General features: G+C 59.4%; 27 protein-coding genes. 8 read left to right on the forward strand and 19 right to left on the reverse strand.

What is annotated here, in order from left to right:
- Genes hypE through MSNKSG1_RS10125 form a run of 11 tightly spaced genes read right to left on the reverse strand, consistent with a single transcriptional unit; the run spans window position 1 to window position 9918 of the window.
- Complete coding sequence (hypE, locus tag MSNKSG1_RS10075; RefSeq protein WP_008939157.1) at window positions 1–1047, reverse strand: hydrogenase expression/formation protein HypE; 1047 nt, start codon at window positions 1045–1047, stop codon at window positions 1–3.
- Window positions 1040–2146: a hydrogenase formation protein HypD gene (hypD, locus tag MSNKSG1_RS10080; RefSeq protein ID WP_008939158.1), complete on the reverse strand. Its 1107-nt coding sequence runs from the start codon at window positions 2144–2146 to the stop codon at window positions 1040–1042. The genes hypE and hypD overlap by 8 nt, the downstream gene beginning before the upstream one ends.
- Window positions 2143–2370: a HypC/HybG/HupF family hydrogenase formation chaperone gene (locus tag MSNKSG1_RS10085; RefSeq protein WP_008939159.1), complete on the reverse strand. Its 228-nt coding sequence runs from the start codon at window positions 2368–2370 to the stop codon at window positions 2143–2145. The genes hypD and MSNKSG1_RS10085 overlap by 4 nt, the downstream gene beginning before the upstream one ends.
- Window positions 2343–4679 carry a carbamoyltransferase HypF gene (gene hypF, locus MSNKSG1_RS10090; RefSeq protein WP_008939160.1) on the reverse strand — a complete coding sequence of 779 codons (2337 nt, stop codon included), beginning with the start codon at window positions 4677–4679 and terminating at the stop codon, window positions 2343–2345. The genes MSNKSG1_RS10085 and hypF overlap by 28 nt, the downstream gene beginning before the upstream one ends.
- Entirely contained in the window at window positions 4676–4957 is a 282-nt protein-coding gene (locus tag MSNKSG1_RS10095; RefSeq protein WP_008939161.1) for a hydrogenase/urease maturation nickel metallochaperone HypA, read from the reverse strand. Before MSNKSG1_RS10095 ends, hypF begins: the two co-directional genes overlap by 4 nt.
- Entirely contained in the window at window positions 4950–5429 is a 480-nt protein-coding gene (locus tag MSNKSG1_RS10100) for a hydrogenase maturation protease (RefSeq protein ID WP_008939162.1), read from the reverse strand. Before MSNKSG1_RS10100 ends, MSNKSG1_RS10095 begins: the two co-directional genes overlap by 8 nt.
- Window positions 5422–6711, reverse strand: a complete 1290-nt coding sequence (locus MSNKSG1_RS10105) for a Ni/Fe hydrogenase subunit alpha (protein ID WP_008939163.1) — start codon at window positions 6709–6711, stop codon at window positions 5422–5424. Before MSNKSG1_RS10105 ends, MSNKSG1_RS10100 begins: the two co-directional genes overlap by 8 nt.
- Complete coding sequence (locus MSNKSG1_RS10110) at window positions 6701–7483, reverse strand: NADH-quinone oxidoreductase subunit B family protein (RefSeq protein WP_008939164.1); 783 nt, start codon at window positions 7481–7483, stop codon at window positions 6701–6703. The genes MSNKSG1_RS10105 and MSNKSG1_RS10110 overlap by 11 nt, the downstream gene beginning before the upstream one ends.
- 1 nt (window position 7484) lies before the next feature.
- Window positions 7485–8315 (reverse strand): FAD/NAD(P)-binding protein, encoded by an 831-nt coding sequence (locus MSNKSG1_RS10115; protein ID WP_008939165.1) that lies wholly within the window; start codon window positions 8313–8315, stop codon window positions 7485–7487.
- A complete protein-coding gene (locus tag MSNKSG1_RS10120) occupies window positions 8312–8782 on the reverse strand; it encodes a cyclic nucleotide-binding domain-containing protein (protein WP_008939166.1) in 471 nt (156 codons plus the stop codon). The genes MSNKSG1_RS10115 and MSNKSG1_RS10120 overlap by 4 nt, the downstream gene beginning before the upstream one ends.
- Complete coding sequence (locus MSNKSG1_RS10125) at window positions 8779–9918, reverse strand: sulfite reductase subunit A (protein WP_008939167.1); 1140 nt, start codon at window positions 9916–9918, stop codon at window positions 8779–8781. The genes MSNKSG1_RS10120 and MSNKSG1_RS10125 overlap by 4 nt, the downstream gene beginning before the upstream one ends.
- Window positions 9919–10121: 203 nt before the next feature.
- Here MSNKSG1_RS10125 and MSNKSG1_RS10130 point away from each other — a divergent pair, with 203 nt between their 5' ends.
- On the forward strand, window positions 10122–10322 hold the full coding sequence (locus MSNKSG1_RS10130) for a DUF3185 family protein (protein ID WP_008939168.1): 201 nt from the start codon (window positions 10122–10124) through the stop codon (window positions 10320–10322).
- Window positions 10323–10328: 6 nt separating this feature from the next.
- On the opposite strand, the gene MSNKSG1_RS10135 is transcribed toward MSNKSG1_RS10130, so the two are convergent.
- A complete protein-coding gene (locus MSNKSG1_RS10135) occupies window positions 10329–11189 on the reverse strand; it encodes a LysR substrate-binding domain-containing protein (RefSeq protein ID WP_040886749.1) in 861 nt (286 codons plus the stop codon).
- Between the two features lie 194 nt (window positions 11190–11383).
- Here MSNKSG1_RS10135 and MSNKSG1_RS10140 point away from each other — a divergent pair, with 194 nt between their 5' ends.
- Together MSNKSG1_RS10140 and MSNKSG1_RS10145 are read left to right on the forward strand one after the other, a co-directional pair.
- Window positions 11384–11614 carry a hypothetical protein gene (locus MSNKSG1_RS10140; RefSeq protein WP_051067780.1) on the forward strand — a complete coding sequence of 77 codons (231 nt, stop codon included), beginning with the start codon at window positions 11384–11386 and terminating at the stop codon, window positions 11612–11614.
- A gap of 105 nt (window positions 11615–11719) precedes the next feature.
- Window positions 11720–12658, forward strand: a complete 939-nt coding sequence (locus MSNKSG1_RS10145) for a GGDEF domain-containing protein (protein ID WP_008939171.1) — start codon at window positions 11720–11722, stop codon at window positions 12656–12658.
- Window positions 12659–12698: 40 nt separating this feature from the next.
- On the opposite strand, the gene MSNKSG1_RS10150 is transcribed toward MSNKSG1_RS10145, so the two are convergent.
- A complete protein-coding gene (locus MSNKSG1_RS10150; RefSeq protein WP_008939172.1) occupies window positions 12699–13022 on the reverse strand; it encodes a hypothetical protein in 324 nt (107 codons plus the stop codon).
- Window positions 13023–13118: 96 nt separating this feature from the next.
- Here MSNKSG1_RS10150 and arfB point away from each other — a divergent pair, with 96 nt between their 5' ends.
- A complete protein-coding gene (gene arfB, locus MSNKSG1_RS10155; protein WP_008939173.1) occupies window positions 13119–13532 on the forward strand; it encodes an alternative ribosome rescue aminoacyl-tRNA hydrolase ArfB in 414 nt (137 codons plus the stop codon).
- 14 nt (window positions 13533–13546) lie between these two features.
- On the opposite strand, the gene MSNKSG1_RS10160 is transcribed toward arfB, so the two are convergent.
- Window positions 13547–14656 (reverse strand): histone deacetylase family protein, encoded by a 1110-nt coding sequence (locus MSNKSG1_RS10160; RefSeq protein ID WP_040886751.1) that lies wholly within the window; start codon window positions 14654–14656, stop codon window positions 13547–13549.
- A 201-nt stretch (window positions 14657–14857) separates the two neighbouring features.
- Between MSNKSG1_RS10160 and MSNKSG1_RS10165 the strand changes: the two genes are divergently transcribed.
- The gene (locus MSNKSG1_RS10165) at window positions 14858–15169 is read left to right on the forward strand and encodes a 2OG-Fe(II) oxygenase (protein ID WP_008939175.1); all 312 of its coding nucleotides are present in this window, start codon (window positions 14858–14860) and stop codon (window positions 15167–15169) included.
- A gap of 28 nt (window positions 15170–15197) precedes the next feature.
- On the opposite strand, the gene MSNKSG1_RS10170 is transcribed toward MSNKSG1_RS10165, so the two are convergent.
- The 5 genes from MSNKSG1_RS10170 to MSNKSG1_RS10190 all read right to left on the reverse strand — a co-directional run bounded on the left by MSNKSG1_RS10170 (window position 15198) and on the right by MSNKSG1_RS10190 (window position 19395).
- Entirely contained in the window at window positions 15198–15932 is a 735-nt protein-coding gene (locus MSNKSG1_RS10170; protein ID WP_008939176.1) for an SDR family oxidoreductase, read from the reverse strand.
- Between the two features lie 102 nt (window positions 15933–16034).
- Entirely contained in the window at window positions 16035–17363 is a 1329-nt protein-coding gene (locus MSNKSG1_RS10175; protein ID WP_008939177.1) for a TRAP transporter large permease, read from the reverse strand.
- Between the two features lie 23 nt (window positions 17364–17386).
- Complete coding sequence (locus MSNKSG1_RS10180; RefSeq protein WP_008939178.1) at window positions 17387–17902, reverse strand: TRAP transporter small permease; 516 nt, start codon at window positions 17900–17902, stop codon at window positions 17387–17389.
- A 4-nt stretch (window positions 17903–17906) separates the two neighbouring features.
- A complete protein-coding gene (locus MSNKSG1_RS10185; protein WP_008939179.1) occupies window positions 17907–18944 on the reverse strand; it encodes a TRAP transporter substrate-binding protein in 1038 nt (345 codons plus the stop codon).
- Between the two features lie 64 nt (window positions 18945–19008).
- A complete protein-coding gene (locus tag MSNKSG1_RS10190; RefSeq protein WP_008939180.1) occupies window positions 19009–19395 on the reverse strand; it encodes a 5-carboxymethyl-2-hydroxymuconate Delta-isomerase in 387 nt (128 codons plus the stop codon).
- Window positions 19396–19706: 311 nt separating this feature from the next.
- On the opposite strand from MSNKSG1_RS10190, the gene hpaH reads away from it, so the two are divergent.
- The 3 genes from hpaH to MSNKSG1_RS10205 are packed head-to-tail and all read left to right on the forward strand — an operon-like array spanning window position 19707 to window position 22042.
- Complete coding sequence (gene hpaH, locus MSNKSG1_RS10195; RefSeq protein ID WP_008939181.1) at window positions 19707–20510, forward strand: 2-oxo-hept-4-ene-1,7-dioate hydratase; 804 nt, start codon at window positions 19707–19709, stop codon at window positions 20508–20510.
- 24 nt (window positions 20511–20534) lie between these two features.
- Window positions 20535–21341, forward strand: a complete 807-nt coding sequence (gene hpaI / locus MSNKSG1_RS10200) for a 4-hydroxy-2-oxoheptanedioate aldolase (protein WP_008939182.1) — start codon at window positions 20535–20537, stop codon at window positions 21339–21341.
- Between the two features lie 32 nt (window positions 21342–21373).
- Window positions 21374–22042 carry a fumarylacetoacetate hydrolase family protein gene (locus MSNKSG1_RS10205; RefSeq protein ID WP_008939183.1) on the forward strand — a complete coding sequence of 223 codons (669 nt, stop codon included), beginning with the start codon at window positions 21374–21376 and terminating at the stop codon, window positions 22040–22042.
- Window positions 22043–22045 lie beyond the last annotated feature (3 nt).

Consider the following 22045-nt stretch of genomic DNA (forward strand, 5'->3'; position numbering starts at 1 on the left):
TTAACAAATACGGGGCAGCTGCTCTCCCGAGAGTCGATCGACGATCCGGGAGCCTCCGATAAGGCTTTGGGCGGTTACCCGCCCAGCACTGCCCTCAATGAACTGGCCGATCTCGACGGCCGCTTCGCTCACACCGTGGCGCCGGAGAATGGCGATCGCCCGATCAACATCCTCTGGTGCCACAACCGCAATAAAGCGGCCTTCGTTGGCGACATGCAAAGGATCCAGGCCCAGAAGCTCGCAGACCGCGGAAACATCCTCCCGCACCGGAATATCGGCTTCCCGGACCTCGGCAGCCAGGCCGGCGGTTTCAGCCACCTCCACCACGCCGCTGGCCAGGCCACCCCGGGTCAGATCCCGAAAACAACGGACGGAGATACCCTCGTTGAGTAACGCCAGGACCGGTGCGGCAATCGACGCACAATCACTCTCAATCGCCGATTCCAGGTCCAGTTTCTCCCGAGCCGCCATCACCGCAATGCCGTGCCGGCCAATATCACCGCTGAGTAATAGCCGGTCCCCTGCCTGCACCTGACCGGGTTCAATCGGATGGGCTGCAACAACTCGTCCCACGCCCGCGGTATTGATGTAAAGGCCATCCGCCTTACCGCGCTCCACGACTTTCAGATCACCGGTAACGATCCGCACCCCCGTCGCCCGGGCAGCGGTCGCCATGGACTCGACAACCTGCCGCAGCGTTGCCAAAGGCAAGCCTTCCTCCAGGATAAAACCCGCACTCAGGTACTGGGGCTCTGCCCCGCACATGGCAATATCGTTCACGGTACCGTGGACGGCCATGGCGCCAATATCAGAGCCCGGAAAAAACAGCGGCCGTACCACATAGGAGTCAGTCGTAAAGGCTATGGATCCGGGCATGTCCAACACAGCACCGTCGTGTTGGCGTTCCAGCCAGGGGTTATCAAAGGCCGGGCGAAAGAGGCTGTCGAGCAACTGGGCCATCGCCCGACCTCCGCCACCGTGGGCCATTTTCACAACGTCCTGACCATCGTGGGCCAGCGGACAATGATCCCCGCTAATATTACTCATGGGACTGGCCTCCGGGCTGTCTGCGATAGCGGTAATAGGCGGCACAGGCACCCTCCTCGGACACCATGGTCACCCCCAAAGGCTGCTCAGGAGTGCAGCGGGTGCCAAAGGCCGGGCACTGGTCCGGCCGGATCTCGCCCCGCAACACCGCACCGCTGGCGCATTCCCCGGTAACCTCTTCCCGGTCGCTCACCTCACCGAAACGGGCTTCGGCGTCAAAGCTTCGGTACGCCGGGGAAAGCCCGAGACCGCTCTCAGGGATACCACCCATCCCCCGCCACTGCCGGGGAACCACCTGGAACACCGCCTCCATTACCTGCTGGGCCAACTGATTGCCGGGACGGCGGACCGCCCGGCTGTACTGATTCTCGACAAAGCTTTCACCCCGTTCCAGCTGGCTGATACAGCGATATACCCCTTCCAGGATATCCAGCGGCTCGAATCCGGTCACCACAATCGGCACCCGGTGCCGGCGCGCGATCGGCTCATACTCGGCGTATCCGGTAATCGTGCAGACATGGCCCGCGGCCAGGAACCCCTGAACACGGTTACCAGAACGTTCCAGCAGGGCACGAATCGCCGGTGGCACCAGTACCTGGGAGACCAGTACGGAAAAATTCACGAGTCCTTCGCGCTCGGCCTGGTAGACGGCCATCGCATTGGCCGGGGCCGTGGTCTCGAATCCAACTGCGAAGAAAACCACATCGCGATCCGGATGTTCCCGCGCGACCGCAAGGGCCTCCAGTGGCGAGTAGACCACCCGGACATCGGCTCCGCGGGCACGGGCGGCAGCCAGGTCCGATTGCGTTCCGGGCACACGCAACATATCGCCAAAGGTACAGAGGATGACCCCTGGCGTGCCGGCGATTTCCAGGGCCTTGTCGATGTAATCGATGGGCGTCACACACACCGGGCAGCCGGGGCCATGAATCAGCGAGATCGCTTTCGGTAGCAGCTGGTCAATCCCGAAACGCACAATGGCGTTGGTCTGTCCGCCACAGACCTCCATCAAGGTCCATGGGCGCGTGGTGATGCGGGCGATCGCCTCTGCATAAGCCCGGGCGGCATCAGGCGTGCGGTATTCGTCGCGGTATTTCATTGCTCCAGCATTTCCAGATACTCGAAAACCCGTTCGGCTTCGCGGGGGTCTACGACCGTGATGGCGAATCCCACATGCACCAATACATAATCGTCCGTTTGCACTTCCGGAACGTAGGCCAGATTAACCGACTTGACGACACCGCCGAAATCCACCCGCCCCTGACGGGTGAGTGGATCATCGCCTTCAATACTGATCACGCGTCCCGGTACGGCCAGGCACATGTCGCCTCTCCCTTCTGGTTCAATCGGGTAGCCCAGGCCAGTTGCCCCAGAGCCAGGCCACCATCATTGGCCGGCACCTGGCACGGCCAGAACACCTGGAAACCCGCGCCCCTCAGGGCCGTTATGGTGGATTCCAACAGGCTGGCGTTCTGAAAACACCCGCCCCCCAACACAATGCGTGACAGCTTCGCCTGTTCAGCCACACGGACAATGACATTCACCAGGCCCGCATGGAAGGCCGTGGAAATATCCGACACCGGGGCGCCACGGGCCATGTCCGCCAACACTGCTTCTATCGCCGGCCCCCAATCCACCCGCCAGGGGCCATCAGTGTCGGGCGATGACAGGTCGAACCTGTAGGGCTCCGGCTTTCCCTCACGATCCACCATGGCTTCCAGCTCCGCCGCCGCCTGACCTTCGTAACTGGCCTTCTGACAGAGTCCTGCAAGTGCCGCCACGGCGTCAAATAACCGACCGACACTGGAGGTTTCAGGAGCGTTGATTCCTGCGTTGAGCGCCTGCACCAGCAGCCATCGCTCAGCCCGGGTAAAGTCGCTTACCGGTGGCAATGTCTCTTGCTCCATTGCCCCTTCGCCCATCACCCCATATAACAGCCCCAGAGCCGAACGCCGGGGTTCGCGCATCGCCGCTTCGCCACCGGGCAGGCGAAACGGCCTCATGTGCGCCAGACGCTGGTAGCCCCGGGCATCCAGACTCAGGAATTCCCCGCCCCAGAGCGTGGAATCATCACCGAAACCGCTACCGTCCCAGGCCACGCCCAGCACCGGCTCATGAAGCCCATGTTCGGCCATCACCGCCGCAATGTGGGCCACGTGGTGCTGAACCGCGCACTGTTTCGAGCCCAATGCCACTGCCCGGCCGGTTGTGAAGTAATCCGGATGACGGTCGTGAGCCCAATATTGTGGCCGTGTAGCAAACAGTGTTTGCAGACTGTCCACGGTGCGATCAAAGCCATCGCGGCCCAAAGCACTGTCCATATCCCCCAGATGCGGGCTCAATACCACACCACTGTCAGTGCTCAGGGCCAACGTGGTTTTCAGGTGGCCACCGGTCGCCCCCCACCCTGGTGATACCGGGAAAGGCAGGGCCAGATTCGGCGAGTAACCACGCGCCCGGCGGAGCAACTGCGGATGCCCTGCCGTCACTCGGGCCACGGAATCATCCAGAGGCCGCACTATCGGACGGTCGTGAATCAGAAAACCATCGGCGATATCACCAAGGCGTGCCCGCGCGTCCTCGTTGTCGTACGCAATAGGCTCCCCGTTCCGGTTGCCGCTTGTAGCGACAACCGGAAACCCCAGATCCCCGAGCAACAGCTCATGCAGTGGGGTAGAAGGCAACATCACCCCCAGTTCTTCCCGGCGCGGGGCCAGATTGTCAGCCAGACCATGGTTACGCGTGTGCGAAAGCACAATCGGCCGCTCCGGGCCGGCGAGCAATTGACGCTCCTCCGACGATACCCGGCAGACCCTTTGCAGCGCTGCCATGGAACCGAACATCACCGCCAGGGGCTTGTCGGGCCGATGTTTTCGCTCCCGCAATGCCTGAACCGACTGGGCATTGCGGGCATCCACCAGAAGCTGGAAACCGCCCAATCCCTTCAGCGCAAGGATTTTGCCCGCCGCCAGAACCTCAACCGCCTCCGCCAATGCTGCTCCATCCTGCGCAAGGATGGAGCCGTCGCTTCGGCAAAAGGCCAGTCGCGGGCCGCAATCCGGACACGCCGTCGCCTCGGCATGAAAGCGACGGCTGCCAGGGTCCTGGTATTCCGCCAGGCAACGACCACACATTTGAAAATGTCTCATCGCGGTGCTCGCCCGATCATAGGGCAACGCCTCGATGAGGCTATACCGGGGACCGCAATCCGTGCAGTTAATAAAAGGGTACCGATAGCGGCGGTTATCGGGGTCATGCAGCTCCTGCAGACATTGCGGACACGGCGCCCAGTCTGCCGGCAACTTTACGGATGGCTCACCGCGCGTCTGGCTTTCCCGGATAGTGAACGCCCGAAATACTCCGTTTCGGTCCACCGGGGCCGTGCGAATATCGTCAACACGGGCGCTGACTGGCCCCTGATGCTTCAACTCGGAGATCAGTCGCTCCAGCACCAGGGGATCACCTTCCGCCTCGATTTCCACGCCCTCGGGCGAGTTTTCAACCCATCCGGAAAGCCCCAATGCCGTTGCCTGACGATAGACGAAGGGGCGAAAACCCACTCCCTGAACAACACCCCGAACACTGATCCGCCAGCGAGTCAGCAGCGGTTCGGCAGCATTCCCCTGTGTCACGGAAGCGCCTCGTCGTTGGTCTCCAGCTCAAGACTCTGCAACAGGACATCCTGGGCGTTGGGATCATCAATGTCGTCCGAAGCCTCAATCCGCAAACGGGCATGCTCGGCACAGGTACCGGAAGCCTCCTGCAGGAAGTGCTCGGTGAAGTGATCGGGCGACATATGGCAAAGCGCTCCCAACCAGACCGAAACCTCCACAACGCGCTCGGCTTTCTCTTCAACGCAAACCCTCTGAAGCTTATGGATCAGGTTTTTAACCAGCGCGGTTTCATGCATGTCCATCCTCCTGCGTAACGGCATCGAGTAAAGCCTGGGCAACTCCTGGAATCGCTGCCTCCACGGCTGCGGAAAGCCCCTCACCCGCTTCAAACGTAGCGGCCTCCACCGCGAAAACGCGGCAGACCGGAGGCAGCGTATCCAGCGCCCGAGCCAGTTCAACCGCTTCGGACAGCCCCAGCGCGTGGGAGGAGTAGTTCCCACCCAGCGATGGCAATGGTCTCTGGCGGGCATCGAAATCCCGGACACTGCCAGGATCGAGACCCATGACCGCAGCATCCACCAGATACGCGGCTTCGGCGCCTTCCAGGCAGTCCATCAGCCCCGACACTTCACCGCTGTGTTCAACAGCGCTGACGGATTCCGGCAAGCGACCCTGAAGCGCCTGAACCACCAGAGGCCCAAGTGCGTCATCCCCACGATCCCGATTGCCAATACCGATAATCCTGATGAGCCTCAACGATTCACTCATGGCGAACATCCAGCTTTAAAAAATGCGTTGCACAGGAAATACAGGGGTCGTAATTCCGGATGGTCTGCTCGCAGCGTTCGCGCAGCGCATCGGCGGGCAGGTCGAGCCAGTCACCGACCATTTCCTTGAGGTCTGCCTCGATGCTGGGCTGATTCTGCGATGTGGGGGGTACGATCTGCGCCTCCAGGATCTGGCCCTCTGCGTTCAATTGATAGCGGTGAAACAACAGCCCCCTTGGCGCCTCGGTGCACCCGAAACCTTCCGAGGCCCTCGGCTCAGCGGATACAAAGGGCTGGTCAGGCTCTACATAGGCGTCTATCAAGCGCAGCGCTTCATCGCAGGCGTACAGCACTTCAATGCTGCGCACCACGATGCTCTGGAAGGGATTTGCGCAGGTATGGCCCAGGCCCGCTTCTTTCGCGGCCTCCCGGGCCATAGGGGAGAGCTGGGCAAAGTTGAGGCTGTAGCGCGCCAGAGGGCCGACCAGATAGCAGTCGTGCTCCCGCAAGTGCGAATGCAACGCCGTCGACCGCTGGACGTGGGACTCCACGAAATGCTGGTTGTAGTCCTCAACCGCGATATCCAGACCACGATTGGAAATGATCCGCCCGGCATTCATGGGGTACTCCTCCGGATGGTGCAGCGCCACCAGGTGGTAGTCACGCTCGGCATCCGGGATGTCCAGGCCGGCCGTCCAGCGCACGGTGGCCAACGCATCCTCGCGGGCCTGTTTCAGGGTCTCCGCCAGAGGCGCCAGTTCCTTCCGCGTCGGGGTGCGGTAGAACCCGCCCACCCGGACATTGATGGGATGGATTTCCCGACCACCCACCAGCGACATAATGGCGTTACCGGCCTTTTTCAGGGCCAGCCCCCGCTTGACCACGTCGGGGTAGTCTTTGGCCATATCCACCGCCCCGGCGTAGCCGAGAAAATCCGGTGCATGCAGCATGTAGATGTGCAGCGCGTGGCTTTCAATCCACTCACCGCAATACAGCAACCGGCGCAATGCCCTCAGCGGCCCGTCCACCCCAATGCCCAGTGCGTTTTCCATCGCATTGACCGAGCTCATCTGGTACGCCACCGGGCAGATACCGCAGATGCGGGCGGTGACATCGGGCGCCTCTGAGTAATCCCGTCCGCGCAGCAGCCCCTCGAAAAAGCGCGGCGGTTCGAAAATCCGCAATTCGGCGTTACTGACCCGACCGTCCCGAACCGTCACATTGAGCGCACCCTCACCTTCCACTCGCGCAAGGTAATTCACCTTGATGGTCTTACGACTCATGACGTTCACTCTCCTCACGGAACGGATCGGCCCAGGCATTAAAGGTCCGATAAAAACGCAGGCGCTCCGACGGGTTCATACCCAGCTGATCCAGACGTTCGCTCAGAGCCGCCGCATTCGGGTTCTCCTTGGGCCCGTAGCAACCATAGCAGCCGCGATTGTAGGACGGGCACAGGGCATCGCAGCCGCTGTGAGTTACCGGCCCCAGGCAAGGCGTGCCATGGGCCACCGTCACGCAGACATTCCCCTTGAGCTTACAATCAAGGCAGACACTGTGCGCCGGTGTGACCGGGCGCCGTCCGCGCAAAAACGCGGAAACAACCTCCAGTAACTGTGTCTTGCTGATCGGACAGCCGCGCAATTCAAAGTCGACAGCCACGTGATCGGAAATGGGCGTGGACGTCGACAGGGTTTCAATGTACTCAGGGTGGGCATAGACGGCGGTGAGGAAATCGTCGATGTCGGCGAAATTACGCAACGCCTGGATTCCCCCGGCCGTGGCACAGGCACCGATGGTCACCAGGGTCCGCGAGCGCCGGCGGACCTCCTGGATACGCTCGGCATCGTGGGCAGTGGTGATCGAGCCTTCCACCAGGGAAAGATCGTAAGTACCCCGGATATGGCTGCGGGTGGCTTCCGGGAAATAGGCAATTTCGACGGCGTCAGCAACGCGCAGAAGCTCGTCCTCACAATCCAGCAGACTCAGCTGGCAGCCGTCGCACGAGGCAAACTTCCAGACGCCCAGCCGGGGCTTGTGATCCGTGGCAGGCATATCAGAACTCCTTGAGACTCAGTAGCCCGCGGAGCCGATCGAACGACAGTACCGGGCCGTCCTTGCAGACAAAGTTTGATCCGAACTGGCAATGACCGCAGTGTCCCAGGGCACATTTCATGTTCCGCTCCATGGACAGGTAAATCGATTCATCGTCGACCCCGGCATCCCGCAGCGCGCTCGCAGTAAACCGCATCATGATTTCCGGGCCGCAGACCATGGCCACGGTGTCCTCCGGATCGAATGCGAGTGTTGGCACCAGCGCCGGAACCACGCCGACCTTGCCTGTCCAATCGCTTCCCGCATGATCCACTGTGATGTGAACATCAAAGTCGGACAGCCTGTTCCACGCCTCCAACTGCTCACGAAAGAGAATGTCGTCCGGACTGCGCGTTCCATAAAGCAACACAACGCGACCGTATCGCTCCCGATTATTCAGTACGTGGTATATCGCAGGCCTCAGCGGTGCCAGTCCCAACCCACCGGCGATGATCAGCAAATCCGAGCCTTCCGCGGCAGCCATCGGCCATCCGGTTCCAAAAGGGCCTCGCAACCCTACGGTTGCCATCGGTCTCGACGCCGCCAGCTGGCTGGATGCGGGTCCCACGGCGCGAACCGTATGTACCAGGCGTTCGGTCTGGCTGGGGTCACCACTGAAGCTGATGGGGATTTCACCGACGCCAAAGACATACAGCATATTGAATTGGCCCGGCAAAAAGCCCCCTTTGCCCGATTGCCCGGGCTCCAACTCCAGCGTCCAGGTCGTCTCGAGTTCCTGCTTTCGGCTCAGCACCCGGACCGGCTCAGGTAACCAGACGTGCTGAGACCTCACTGTCGCTCCTCCGGCGCGCCATACACATCCAGAATCTGCATTTGCGTTGCGTTAAGCCGGCTGGTGAGGATCGGCAGTAACCGCTTCAGTACGGCATAACCCAGCGCCGGATCCTCGTCGCATTTTTTCCGCAGGCAGTGGGCGTCCATCGCAATAGCCCGGGTCAGGCTCATGGCGCGAGCGTCGGAAGACCAGTGATAGGGCGGCAACACCCAGGAGACGCCCACAACATCACCATCATGAAGGGTCTGAAAACTCACTGGCGATTTTCCAGGCACGGCCAGTTCAAGCGCCACCTGGCCGTGACGAATCAGATAGAGGTGATCGGCATCCTCGCCCTGATGAAAAAGGTATTCCCCCGGATTAAACCGGACGTTTCGGGCACACCCGCACATGAGGTCGCAAAATTCGCTGTTCAAGCCCTGGAAGAACGGGTGTTCGCATACAAGCTGAGCGATGCTTTTCATGTCTGTTCTCCCTGAGAACTGTCCCCCTGAATGGCACGCACCTCCTCGGTGATATCGATGCCCACAGGACACCAGGTGATGCATCTGCCACACCCAACGCAGCCCGACGTGCCAAACTGGTCCACCCAGGTGGCCAGTTTGTGAGTCATCCACTGACGATACCGGGAGCGGGTCGAGTTGCGAACACTTCCGCCATGGATGTAGGAAAAGTCGGCGTTGAAACAGGAATCCCAGCGGCGACTACTTTCAGCAGTCACTCCCTCAAGATCAGAGGTATCTTCCACCGTGGTGCAAAAACAGGTGGGACAAACCATGGTGCAGTTGGCGCAGCTCAGACACCGCTCGGCGACATCATCCCATCGCGGATGTTCGAGATTGTCCATCAACAGGGCAGGTATGGCGGTTTGCGGCATACTTCGGCCCATATTGCTGCGGGTTCTTTCAACCACTTCCCGGGCGGCCCTGTGGTGCGCCCCGGTCGCAGGCGTTCCGGGCAATTCGGACAGGATATCGGCCCCCTCGTCTGAGCCTGCCTGTATCAGGAAGCCGTGAGACTCCTCTTCCAGCAGTTCGGTGAGCACGAGATCGTATCCGGTTTTGACATCGGGGCCGGTGTTCATGGAATCGCAAAAACAGGTACCGCCCGCCTCGGAACAGTTCAGGGCGACCAGAAACGCCTGCTCGCGGCGGCTGCGATAGTGGGGGTCGGCATGGTTGTCATCCATCAACACCCGATCCTGAATGGCAATGGCCGCAAGTTCGCAGGCTCGTACGCCAACAAATGCGTAACGGGGTGCATCATCCCGGACCGGCTCAAAGTGAAGCCGATCCTCATTCACAACCGTTGCCTGCCACAGGCCGACCCGGGGCGGGTGTAGAAATCGCTTCCAGCTGTGCGGCCCGACCGCATAGCCAAACAAGGCATGATCGCCCCGTTGCTTCAACCGGTAGTGACCACCGTCCTGTTCATCGGTCCAGCCGACAGGGAGGTCTTCGACGCGGGCGAGCTCGTCATACACGATGGCCTGGTCGCGGACTCTTGGCCCGACCACCTGATACCCTCGCCTGGCCAATGCATCCAGCAGACATTGCAGGCCATCGAGAGTGATGACTGAAGAAACTCCATGATCGTCCATGCTCAACTCTGCCATTGATGGCGATAAAGATATCGCGTGTCCCATGGTTGTCTGAGACAAGCTTTAGCTCAGGGGGCCTGTCTGTCAATGCCGGAGCGTCCCGGGCAGACTTCGTAAAAATACCAAACGGCCTTGCCCGGTAACGCGGCCAGTGTCAAGATTCCGGCAATTATCAGCAATTTATGCCTTACAAGGAGACTATCATGGGAAGCAAACTGATCGGGCTGGTGTTGCTTGTGGTGGGTATCGGCCTGCTGTATTTCGGCTACCAGGCCAGTCAATCCGTCGGCAATCAGCTCACCGAAAGCCTGACGGGTCGCTTTACCGACGAAACCATGTGGTACCTGATCGGCGGAGCCGCGGCGGCCGTGGCAGGGGCCTTTCTCACCTTCGTGAAGAAATGATGCGAGTCAGGCCAGGCCCTGGAAGGCCTCTTTCACATGGGTTGCCAGGGCATCATTGAGAGGATTGGAACCACGGCGGACCAGCGCCAGGCGGTACGAGCCAATCTCCGGAAGATGTTCACTGACAACCTGCTTCAACGGTGCCCGTACAAGGCTCTCCGGAAACGGCGCGACGGCCAGGTCCGCCATCATCGCAGCCTCCTGCCCGGAACAATGCTCACAGGTATAGGCAATCCGGTAAGGCACGCCCGCACGATCCAGAGCCCTCAGCGTCATCCGCCGCCAGGCACAGCCCTCGTGCGCCAGGGCAAGCGGAAGAGGTGATCGCTGAAACGCCGAAGATTCCTCACGCCCCGCCCAGACCAGCGGTTCCTGGTGAACGACTTCGCCCCGCACCTCCCTGGCCTCATCGGCAACCGTCACCAGCACCATATCCAGTTTACCCGCATCCAGGCGGGCAATGTTCTGCTTGCTGGAGCCCACGACCACGTTCACCAATACCGCCGGGTACGACCGGGCGAACTGCGCCAGGACCTCGGGCAGAATCCGGGTGCCCACATCGTCGGAGGTGCCGATACCCACCCGGCCCTCAAGCTCCGGAGCGATGAAGTGCTGCACGGCCTCCTCATTCAGGCGCAATAGCCGGCGGGCGTAGTCCAGAAGGATCTCGCCCTCGGTGGTGAGCGTGACCTGACGAGGCTCCCGCACAAACAAGGTCTTACCGAGGTTTCGTTCCAGCTGTTTGATCTGCATGCTCAGCGCGGAAGGCGTTCTATGGACCACCCTGGCGGCTTCTGTAAAGGTCCCACACTCCGAAATCGCGACAAAGCTCCGGAGCACGTCATTGTCCAGTAACGGCAGATTCACACGTTCCAGCTCCCATGACAGTTGTTGATACGGCTTAGTTTAAGCAAATCTGAAGGCATAGTTAAATTCTTTTCGTTTGTCTGAACGCAGCACCAAGCCCATCATATAGGTGTAGCAAACCGCCGGAGCCCGGACGGGTTCCGGCGGTGCTGGTTGACATGTACCGGTATACAGAGCAAAGACAGGTGACGACAATGCCAGGCATCCGAAGCAACCCCCAGAAACAGGCATCAGGGCTTCTTTCTTCCTGGGTGACAAGTTACTCGCGTCGTCAGCAGTTCCGGAGAATGGCAAAATCCCTGCTCGCCGAGAAAGACGACATCCTCGCCGACCTGGGATATGAGCGCCGAGATCTCCAGGGTGCGTTGAAACTGCCATTGCGCAGTGACGCCGTAGAATACCTCGAAACCCATCGCTTCAAGTAAGACGACTGCCGGAGGGTCTTCCCTCCGGCATCTCCCCTCACAGGTCACAGTATTCCCGGACTGTAAAATCGTCTATCTTTAGCGAAACGTCTCCGGAATCCGCTCGTGACTGACCAACCTGTTGAATTGGCCGAAGACAGTTCGGTGTATAAGGCACTCCTCGAATCGACCAGGGCTATTCCCTGGAAGATTGACTGGAAAACCATGCAGTTTGCCTACATAGGCCCACAAATCGAGCCATTGCTGGGATGGACACCGGAAAGCTGGATCAGCGTCGAGGACTGGGCGACCCGAATGCACCCCGAGGACCAGGCGTGGGTGGTGAATTTCTGTGTGTCCCAATCGGAGTCCGGCGTCGACCATGAGGCCGACTATCGGGCATTGCACAAAGATGGCCACTACGTCTGGATAAGGGATGTCGTCCATGTCGTGCGTGACGAACAGGGAGAAGTCCAGGCCCTTGTCGGCTTCATGTTCGACATCAGCGAACGCAAGAAAACCGAACACGAACTGGCGGCGCTGCAGCAACAGCTGGAGGAGTATTCTTTCAAGGATGGCCTGACCGGCGTGGCCAATCGACGGATGTTCGACTCGCTCATGGAGGAAACCTGGAATCATGCCCTCCGGCACCGCCATCCGGTCTCGGTGATCCTCCTCGATATCGACAACTTCAAGCAGTACAACGATCTGCACGGGCACCTGCAGGGGGATGAATGCCTCAAGCAGATTGCGACCCTTCTGGAGTCGGCCGCCAAACGCGCCAAGGACTTCGTTGCACGGTTCGGGGGCGAGGAATTCGTGATCATCCTGCCGGAATCGGACGAAGAGGCCGCGCGAAAAGTCGCCGAACGCTGCCAGCAACTCCTGTTCAAGGCACAGATACCACACGGCAGCCCAGAGGCTGGTCAGCGGGTGACGGTCAGCATGGGCATTGGCACGGTCATCCCGACCCGTGAGCAGACCATCAATGATTTCCTGTCACTGGTGGACGAACGCCTCTATCAGGCCAAAAACACGGGGCGGAACCGGATCGTGGCAGCCTGATGGTTGAAGCGTTCAGGGCCTGAGCCGACGACAACCAGGCCTAGCCGAAATAGTCCTGCATCCACTCAAACAGAGTGCCCACGGTTATGTCGGACAGTGGCATCCGCAGGAAATCCTCCCCCACTTCATCCGCAATGGTCACGAACTGATAAAGCAGAACACCCGGCTGCTCATCGTGTAGGATGAGCGTTATTCGCCGGCGGGTGCGAAGGCAGTCGATGGTCATGACATCGGCGGGTATCCCGGCATCACGCATGCCGCGACGCACCTCCACGACCGGGTTGATGTGCTGATGGGCAGCCTGGATACGGGCATGCGCGTCGCTGGCCATGTCGGAAAGTGCTTTCAGGGGATCTTCGGGCATTGGATAGGGCTTCCCTGGCTGGACTGTCGTTGGCGCCCGATACTAGCAAAAATCCCGGGCTGATGAATCACGCCCTTCACAACCACGAACGGAACCATGCTGAAAATCTCCAACACCGTCGAGCTGGCCGACTGGGAAATCCAGATTACCCAGATCCGCGCCCAGGGCGCCGGGGGCCAGAACGTCAACAAGGTGGCCTCGGCGGTCCACCTTCGTTTTGACATCCTGCATTCCACCCTTCCACCGTTTTACAAGGAACGACTGATGGCGCTGTCCGATCAGCGCATCAGCAAGGACGGCATCGTGGTTATCAAGGCCCAGTCTTTCCGGACGCTGGAGCTGAATCGGGAGGATGCGCTTCAACGCCTCAAGGAGCTGATCCAGAGCGCCGTAAAGCAACAGAAAGCCCGCCGTGCCACCCGCCCCACCCGGGCATCACAGCGGCGCAGGGTTGACCGGAAAACCCAGAAAGGCAAAACCAAGGCTCTTCGCGGGAAGGTGCAGCTCTGACCAGGCTGCGCAGGTCACTCGTCCGAAGGCTCCTCGGTAAACGCGCCGCGATGAAAGGCAATGGCTTCCTCCACCGCATCCATACCACACACTCTGGGCTCGGGGACCTCCCCGCCGGCAAGCACGTCAAGCACAGAACGCATGCCGCGGGCCAGTGACTCCGTGTTGTAGCCTCCTTCCAGCGCAAAGGCCACCCGGCCCCCACAAAGCCGGTCGGCCAACGATTGTATAATGCCTGTCATGGCAGCGAAGCCCTCGAAAGACACATTCAGCGCCAGGTCATACCAGTGGGCGTCGAACCCTGCCGACACCAGAATCAAATCCGGTTTGAAGAACTCCGCCGCCGGCACCAGGATTTCATTGAATGCCCGGAGATAGGCCACATCACCGGCACCACCGGGCATGGGGACATTCACGGTGGTGCCCTCTCCGAGACCCGCCCCAACATCCTGTAAGCTGCCACTGCCCGGGTAAAATGGCGAGGCTCGATGAATATCGAAAAACATGACATGTGGGTCAGCCCAGAAAATGTCCTGCGTACCATTGCCGTGATGGGCATCCCAATCCACGATCAGTACCCGCTCACAACCAAGCTCCGCCAGGGCATGAGCCGCGGCAACAGCAACGTTGTTGAACAGGCAGAATCCCCTGGCCCGAACCGGTTCGGCATGGTGACCAGGAGGCCGAATCAGCGCAAAGGCGCTGTCGGTACTGCCGGAAACCACCGCTTCAACCGCGGCAATGGTCGTCCCCGCGGCAACTTCCGCCGCCTCGACACTGCCCGGTGAAACGGCCGTGGTATCCACGTCCAGCCAGGCATTCTTGTTTCGAAGGGCGAACACATCATCGAGGTAGGACGTCGTGTGAACACGGGCGAGCTGTTCCCGGGTGGCGGCCTTGCCGGAGGCAAACCGGACGCCCTCAACCGCTTCGCGGTTGAGTAAATCCAGAATCGCGTGAATGCGGCCGGGGTGCTCCGGGTATTTCCACTGCACATTCAGGCCCGCAAGGATCGCGCGAACACGCTTGTCCAGACGCCCGGGAAGAAAAGACGCATTCACGTCGGGGGCATGATGAAGTACCCGTTCATCGTAAAATACGGTGACATCCTTTCGCTTTGTCACAGCACACTCCACGGCCAGGAACACGGGGTGCGCGGCTGTCAATGAATCAGAGCCACACAGCTGTCTAAAGGATAGTCAAAGAAGTCGTTACCCGACACCGGGTACCAGGGGAACTTGCCCCGGTGGTCCTCCTCCTTGCAGGAAGCCACCCTGAATCGCTATAAAAGAAGCTGAAAGACATTCACCTCAGACAGGACCATCATGTCAGGGCTAGTAAAAACCCGGATTCTGTTCAGGTCCAGACGGCTGAACATCTATCTCGTTCGCTATTCGGAAGGTCACAAGGTCGTGCCCCACGTCGACATGATCTCCGAGGGCCGGCTGTACAAGCTCAATTGCGTCCTGGTGCAGCCCAGGCAGGGAGGCAGGTTCATCTGTGAGAGAAATCTGTTCAATCTGTTCGGGCGCCTGATTCTGTTTCGGCCCGATCTTTACCGGCACCAGGTTTCCAGGATTGAGCGCGGAAATCGATGGTTACTGAGTTTCGCGCTCACGACACCGGGGACGGCCTGATCGTCCGGCCGCCCCATGCCATGCCCGTTCAGGGCGTTGTCTGCTTAGTGGGCATCACCAGCATTTCCTGGACATTCACATTGCGCGGCTGGGCAAACGCGTAGACCAGTGCCCGGCCAATATCCTCGGCTTCCAGTGCTTCAAGACTGTCCCTGCGTTCCTTCATCTTGTCCTCAGGCACGTTGTAGCCCCAGTGGGTATACACCGCCCCCGGCTCGATAAGGGACACCCGGATGCCTTCGGGCCCCAACTCCTTGCGCAACGCATCGTGGAAGCCGACCACGGCGAACTTGGTGGCGTTATACACTGACCAACCCGCCAGACCATAGCGGCCACCCACGCTCGAAACGCTGCTGATCATCGCCCCTTCCCGGCCGCGAAGCAGCGGAATCGCCAGCTGGGTGCAGTTCAGGACACCATACAGGTTGGCATCTATGGTCTTTTGCCACTCCTCCTGCGTGCTCTTCTCAAACGGGTTGCTGTAGCCCACGCCAGCGTTGTTGAACAGCAGGTCCAGACCACCAAACCGCGACTTGACCGTTTCGAACAACCGGCTCACGGCGTCGCGATCCCCGACATCGACAGCCTGCACTGTGGCACGGTCTCCAATCTCCTGGGCGAGCGCCTCAAGTTTGTCGGCACTTCGGGCCACCAGAACCACATTCACACCCTCAGCGGCCAGTTGCCGGGCGGCGGCCATACCAATACCACTGGAGGCACCAGTGATGACTGCGACTTTGTCTTGCAAAGGGTTCAGTTCCATGGGATCTCCTGTCTGTCAGCTCGTATTGATCCTCCGACACTACCATAGACCCAGCAATGTCTGGCCAATCAACTATTCCGGACTGGCCGAAGCCCTCGGGCTTCAGCCATACAGCAACCCGGGAAGGAACAGGGAAATCGGAGTCACAAAGGTAATCAGGGCAAGGCGGACGATGTCGGCGCACCAGAAGGGCGTCACCCCTTTGAAGATGGTGCCGGTACGGACGTCCCTGAGAACCGCACTGAGCACAAACACGTTCATTCCCACCGGCGGCGTAATCAGACTGATTTCGGTGACGACCACAACGACAATCCCGAACCAGACAAGATCAAAACCAAGGCTTTGCACCAGCGGGTAGAACACCGGAACCGTCAGCAGCAGCATGGAAAGACTCTCGAACACCATGCCAAGCAGGATATAGATCCCAAGGATGGCCAGTATGACCACCAGCGGGGCTACATCCAGGGAGTTCACAAATCCCAGCAGAAGGTCCGGCAGACCAGCCCGGTTAATAAAGTCCGAAAAGATCAGCGCACCGATCACCACGGCAAACAGCATCGCCGACGTACGCGCGGTGTCCGCCAGTGTTTCGAAAAGCGTCGAGAGGGTCAGCCGGCGCCGGGCCAGGGCAATCACGAATGCCCCGCCAGCCCCAATGCCTGCCGCTTCGGTTGGGGTGAAGACGCCCAGGTAGATGCCGCCCATCACCACGGTAAACAGCGCAAGCACGCCCCATACGCTCTTGAGGGCCTCCAGGCGCTCCGCCCACGGAGCCTTATCCCCGGCGGGCCCGGCATCGGGATTGCGCTTCACGACGAACCAGACCGCCGCCAGATACAGCAACACTCCCAGCAGTCCCGGAATAAAACCGGCCGCAAACAGTTCGCGAATACTCGATTCGGTCAACAAGCCATAGATCACAAGGATAATGCTTGGCGGAATCAGGATACCCAGAGTACCACCAGCGGCGATAGAAGCCGTTGCCAGCGCGTCCGAGTAGCCATATTTGCGCATCGACGGCATGGCCACTTTGGCCATGGTCGCGGAAGTGGCAAGGCTGGAGCCACAGATCGCCGAGAATCCGCCACAGGCAACAACCGTTGCCATGGACAGCCCTCCCTTGCGATGTCCCAGGAAGGCGTTGGAAACGTCGTAGAGCTCCTGGGACAGCCCCGAACGGGTGACCAGGTTGCCCATCAACACAAACAGCGGAATGACCGACAGACCGTAATTCTGGACGGTATCGACCACCCGGTTCGATGCCATGGACAGAGCGCCCCGCCAGCGAAAATCCATGAAGTTGTTCAGATCCAGCCCCATCAGAAAAGCGAAGCCGAAAAAACCAACCAGGCCCATGGCGAAGGCAATTGGCATCCGCATAACCACAATGAGGAAAATGAGCACGGCAAAGCCGGTCAGTACAACGGTCATAGCATTTTCCGTAACTGGTTGGTTTATTTATGAGAAATAAAGAGAATTCGATAAACGCCGAGCGTTATCACGCCGGCAGCTGTAAGCCAGCTCATGATGGCGATGTACTGGACAATGTACCCACTGGGCAAACCGAGGAATTCTGTCACTACACCACGCCGGAGTGACCGCTCGCCCAGCTCAAAGATCCGGACCGCCAGGAAATACATCGAAGAGGAAATCATCAGGGCCGAAACCAGCCCGAGCGCTTTTACAACCTTCTTTCCCAGCACCCGGTCGAGCAGGTCCACCACGATGTGTCCGGCCCGCCAGGTAATCACCGGCATGGCCGCGAAAACCATAAGGGCAAGCCCCAGACGGGTGAGTTCGGTAGCCCCCGGAACCGGGTTATTGAACAGATAGCGCCCTGCCACATCAAGGCAGGTGGTCAGCATCAACAGGAACAGAACGGACGCTGCCACCAGCTCCAGGAGGAAGGCCAGCCACTTGGCTGGCCCCTTCTCGCTATAATGTCGGTTGACCCAGGTAGCGAGAGACATGCGATTACTCCTGGTGCTCACGCTGATACTCTCGAGCTACCGTCCGCAGTTCCTTGAGCGCCTGCCGGGCATCGGAGTCACGATCGGACACTTTCTCGATCCACTGTTCGTCCATACCTTCAATCAGCTTCTGGAAATTCTTCGCCATCGGATCACCTTTCTTGACCCGGATCAGGTTGACGCCTGCGTCCTCAGCGGCCTTCAGCCCCTCTGCGTCAATGCCATCCCAGGCACGTCCGGCCAGGGCGGAGAGTTTCTCTCCCGATACACTCATGATCGCCTTGCGATCCCTGGGCTCCAACTGGTCCAGGAAGTACGGACTGATGAACATGGAGAAGGTGCCGAGGTACATACCGCCGGGAAGCATAGTAACGTTACGGGCGACTTCGTTGAGACGCAGAGTCTTCTGCTCGCCCATGGGCAGGAAGGCGCCGTCAATCACGCCCTGCTGCATCATCTCATAGACTTTCGGGGCTGGCGCTGAAACCGCAGTCACACCCATGCGTTTGCCAAGCTCGGACTGGACACCACCACCAATACGAATTTTCTTACCCTTGATCTGATCGAAGGAGGTAATCGGATCAATGGACTGGATGTAGCCCGGACCGTGGCAAAACATGCCCAGAAGCGTCAGGCCTTCAAACTCGCCAGCATCCATGAAGTATTTGTTATAGATCCGCCAGAGGGCCACGGAACCTGCCTCGGCACCGACGCCCAGACCCGGCAGCTCTGCAATTTCAGTCAATTGAAAACGACCCGGTACGTAGCCGTGATAGCTGAAACCCGCGTCGACGACACCGTCTTCGACCAGCTGGAACATGGTTTTCGGATGGCCCAGATCGTGTTCGATTTCAACCTTGACCCTGCCCTCCGTTGCCTCTTCAACCCATTTCGCCCAGGTCGGCCAGACCACGGCGTTCTGTGGGTTCGTTGGCGGTAGCCAGGTGCCCACGTGCAGGGTTTTGACGGCAAACGCGCTGCCGGATAGCGCCAGACCTAGTGAAAGAAGTGCGGCTTTGGTGAAGAGTTTTGTTGTTCTCATAACGGCCTATCTCCTGATTATTTGTAATTATGCTTGCAGTGCGGCGTCCTGATTCAGGTTCTCCTCAGGTATCCGCGAAAAGTGGATGAATGTTGTTCTTGTTGAACTTGAGTACGGGATCCAGCTCCGTCAGCTCGAAGGAGATCTGGCAGTAGCTGGTATCGGTCACCGGCTTCATCCAGTCGCACAGAATCTCGAACACCCGTTCGGCGACCTTCGTTTTCAACGACATGTCCCGGCCATGGCCGATTTTCAGTGTCAGGTTTAGAAAGGAGAACCCTTCCCTGCCATCGGCGACCCGGAAATCATCACAACGAATAGCGCGACTACGGACTCCACCGATGGGAAAAGCCCCGGTGGACACGACGTACTCGTGCAAACGTGAGAACAGCGACTGGAATTCCAGACGGTCGTGGAGGTTACCTGAATACTCGACAATGAAATGAGGCATGGATGAGTCCCGGATAGAAGGTTCATCGTTGTTGCTGAATACCCCGACTGGCATTCCCAGCAGAGGGGCCATATCGAATCTAATTAACATATTAAGTTTTGTCAACTCGGTCCTTTCGCTCATGAAATGACCTGGACCACGACGACTCTGTGGTGGAAATATCACCCTTGACTTAGTTAATATGTTAACTAAAATGACGATCATCATTGCCAAGACTCGGCCCACGCTCCGACCTCCAGGCTCGGGCAACAGCAGGCTAAGACAGGCCTCCGCCGGTCATCCACCCGACAACAAAAAGGTGCATTGCAAGCATGTTGACCAAAGATCAGATCGAAACGGCTGCCAACCGGTTGTACGAGGCCGAGATCAACCGCCAACAGATCCCGGCCCTCACCCTTGAATATCCGGACATGACTATGGAGGAGGCCTATGCCATCCAGAAGGCCTGGGTTGATCGCAAGGTAGCTGAAGGTCGTGAGGTGTTGGGATACAAGATTGGCCTGACTTCTCGGGCCATGCAGATGTCATCGAATATTGATGAACCGGACTACGGTGTTCTGCTGGATGACATGCTTTTCGAGGACGGCGCCACCATCAAGGCAGCCGATTTCCTGGACCCTCGGATCGAAGTTGAATTGGCTTTCGTACTGAAAGAGCCATTGTTCGGAGACAAGGTCACCATTTTCGATGTCATCAACGCTACCGATTACATCATCCCGTCCCTTGAGCTGATTGCAGCAAGGTGCCTGCGGACAGACCCGGAGACCGGCTACACCCGGAAAGTCCATGACACGATCTCCGACAATGCCGCCAACGCCGGCATCGTCATGGGAGGACGTCCCATCAGGCCCATGGATATCGACCTGCGTTGGGCCGGCTGCATGCTATATCTGAACGGCCAGATCGAGGAAACCGGTCTCGCTGGCGGCGTTCTGGGCAATCCGCTCAAAGGTATCACCTGGGTTTGCAGGCGCTTTGCGCCCCACGGCGTCGGCCTCGAACCGGGTCAGGTCATCCTGTCCGGTTCCTTTACCCGCCCCGTCCCGGTCAAGGCCGGTGACACCGTACACGCGGATTTCGGTTCACTGGGTGGTGTAACCCTGAACTTCGAATAAACAGACCGCACCGAGGATACACACATGGAACTGCCCAAAAATCGTTTCAAACAGGGGCTGGCGACGGGCGAAACCCAGTATGGACTCTGGCTGGGCCTACCGGATAACAGTGCCGCTGAAATTGCCGCCGGGGCAGGCTTTGACTGGCTGCTCATCGACGGTGAGCATGCGCCGTTCGACCTTCGGACCATCCTGTCTCACCTTCAGGCAATGGCACCCTACGCTGTTGCTCCGATCGTGCGCTGTGTCGAGGGCGACACCGCCCTCATCAAACAGCTGCTGGATATCGGTGCGCAGACTCTGCTGGTACCGATGGTGGAAGACGCGGAACAGGCAAAGCAGCTGGTACGCGCCGTTCGCTATCCACCTGACGGCATTCGCGGCCTTGGCCCCTCACTGGCAAGGGCGGCTGGCTGGAACCAGATCCCCGGCTACATCAAAAAGGCCAACGACGAGATCTGCCTGATCGTCCAGGTGGAAACGGCCAGCGCCATGGACAACCTCGATGAAATCCTTGCGGTGGAGGGTGTGGACGGCGTCTTCATCGGGCCATCCGACCTGTCCGCATCCATGGGTTATATCGGCGACGCCGGCAACCCGGCGGTTGTTGAGACCATCAACAGGGGTCTCAACAAGATACGCTCTGCCGGCAAATACGCTGGCCTGCTCTGTCTCGATCCATCACTGGCGGAAAGTTACGTCCGGCAAGGTGCCAACTTTGTTGGCGTTGGCGTCGACACCATGATCCTGGCCACCGAAACCCGCAAGCTGGCGCAGCGTTTCAAGCAGGGCGCTCCAGTGAAAGACGACAAACCTCAGGCCGGCTATTGATCAACGACGGCCGCAACAGGAAAAGGTTACTCATGACAGCAAACACTCTGGTTAACAGCAAGCTGGTCTGCGTCGCACTGAATGACAAGTCGCAGCTGGCTGCTCTGGAGGGCACCTTCAGCGAAGCGCCCTACAAAAAACCGCCGACCCAGCCGGTGCTGTATTACAAGCCCCGAAATACCTGGAATGTTGATGGTGCCGAGGTGGAATGGGCGAAAGATTTCGACGGCAACGATGTGCCCGCCATGGCCGTCGGCGCCAGCCTGGGCGTGGTCATTGGCCGTGAAACCTGCCGCGTCAGCCCGGCCGACGCGCTGGACCATGTCCGTGGCTATACCATCGTCTGCGACTTTTCCCTGCCGGAAGAGAGCTATTTCCGCCCGGACATCAAGGGCAAATGCCTGGATTCTTCCGCACCGGTCGGCCCGGATATCGTCCCGGCTGAGACCATCGACAACCCGGACGCCCTCACCGTCAGCGTTTTCGTCAATGGCGAAGAGAAAAGTGTGTTTCCGTTGGCGAACATGCAGCGCAGCGTTGCCGAGCTGATCAGCACGATTTCCTGGATCATGACTCTGCAACCGGGAGAGGTCATCGCCGTCGGCTTCGCCGGAAACCGCGTTCCGGTGGCCAGAGGCGACAAGGTAGAAGCAACCATCGAGGGTGTCGGCACCCTGACCAACACACTGGGAGGTGCCTGATCC

The sequence above is a fragment of the Marinobacter santoriniensis NKSG1 genome (assembly GCF_000347775.1).
Lineage (GTDB): Bacteria > Pseudomonadota > Gammaproteobacteria > Pseudomonadales > Oleiphilaceae > Marinobacter > Marinobacter santoriniensis.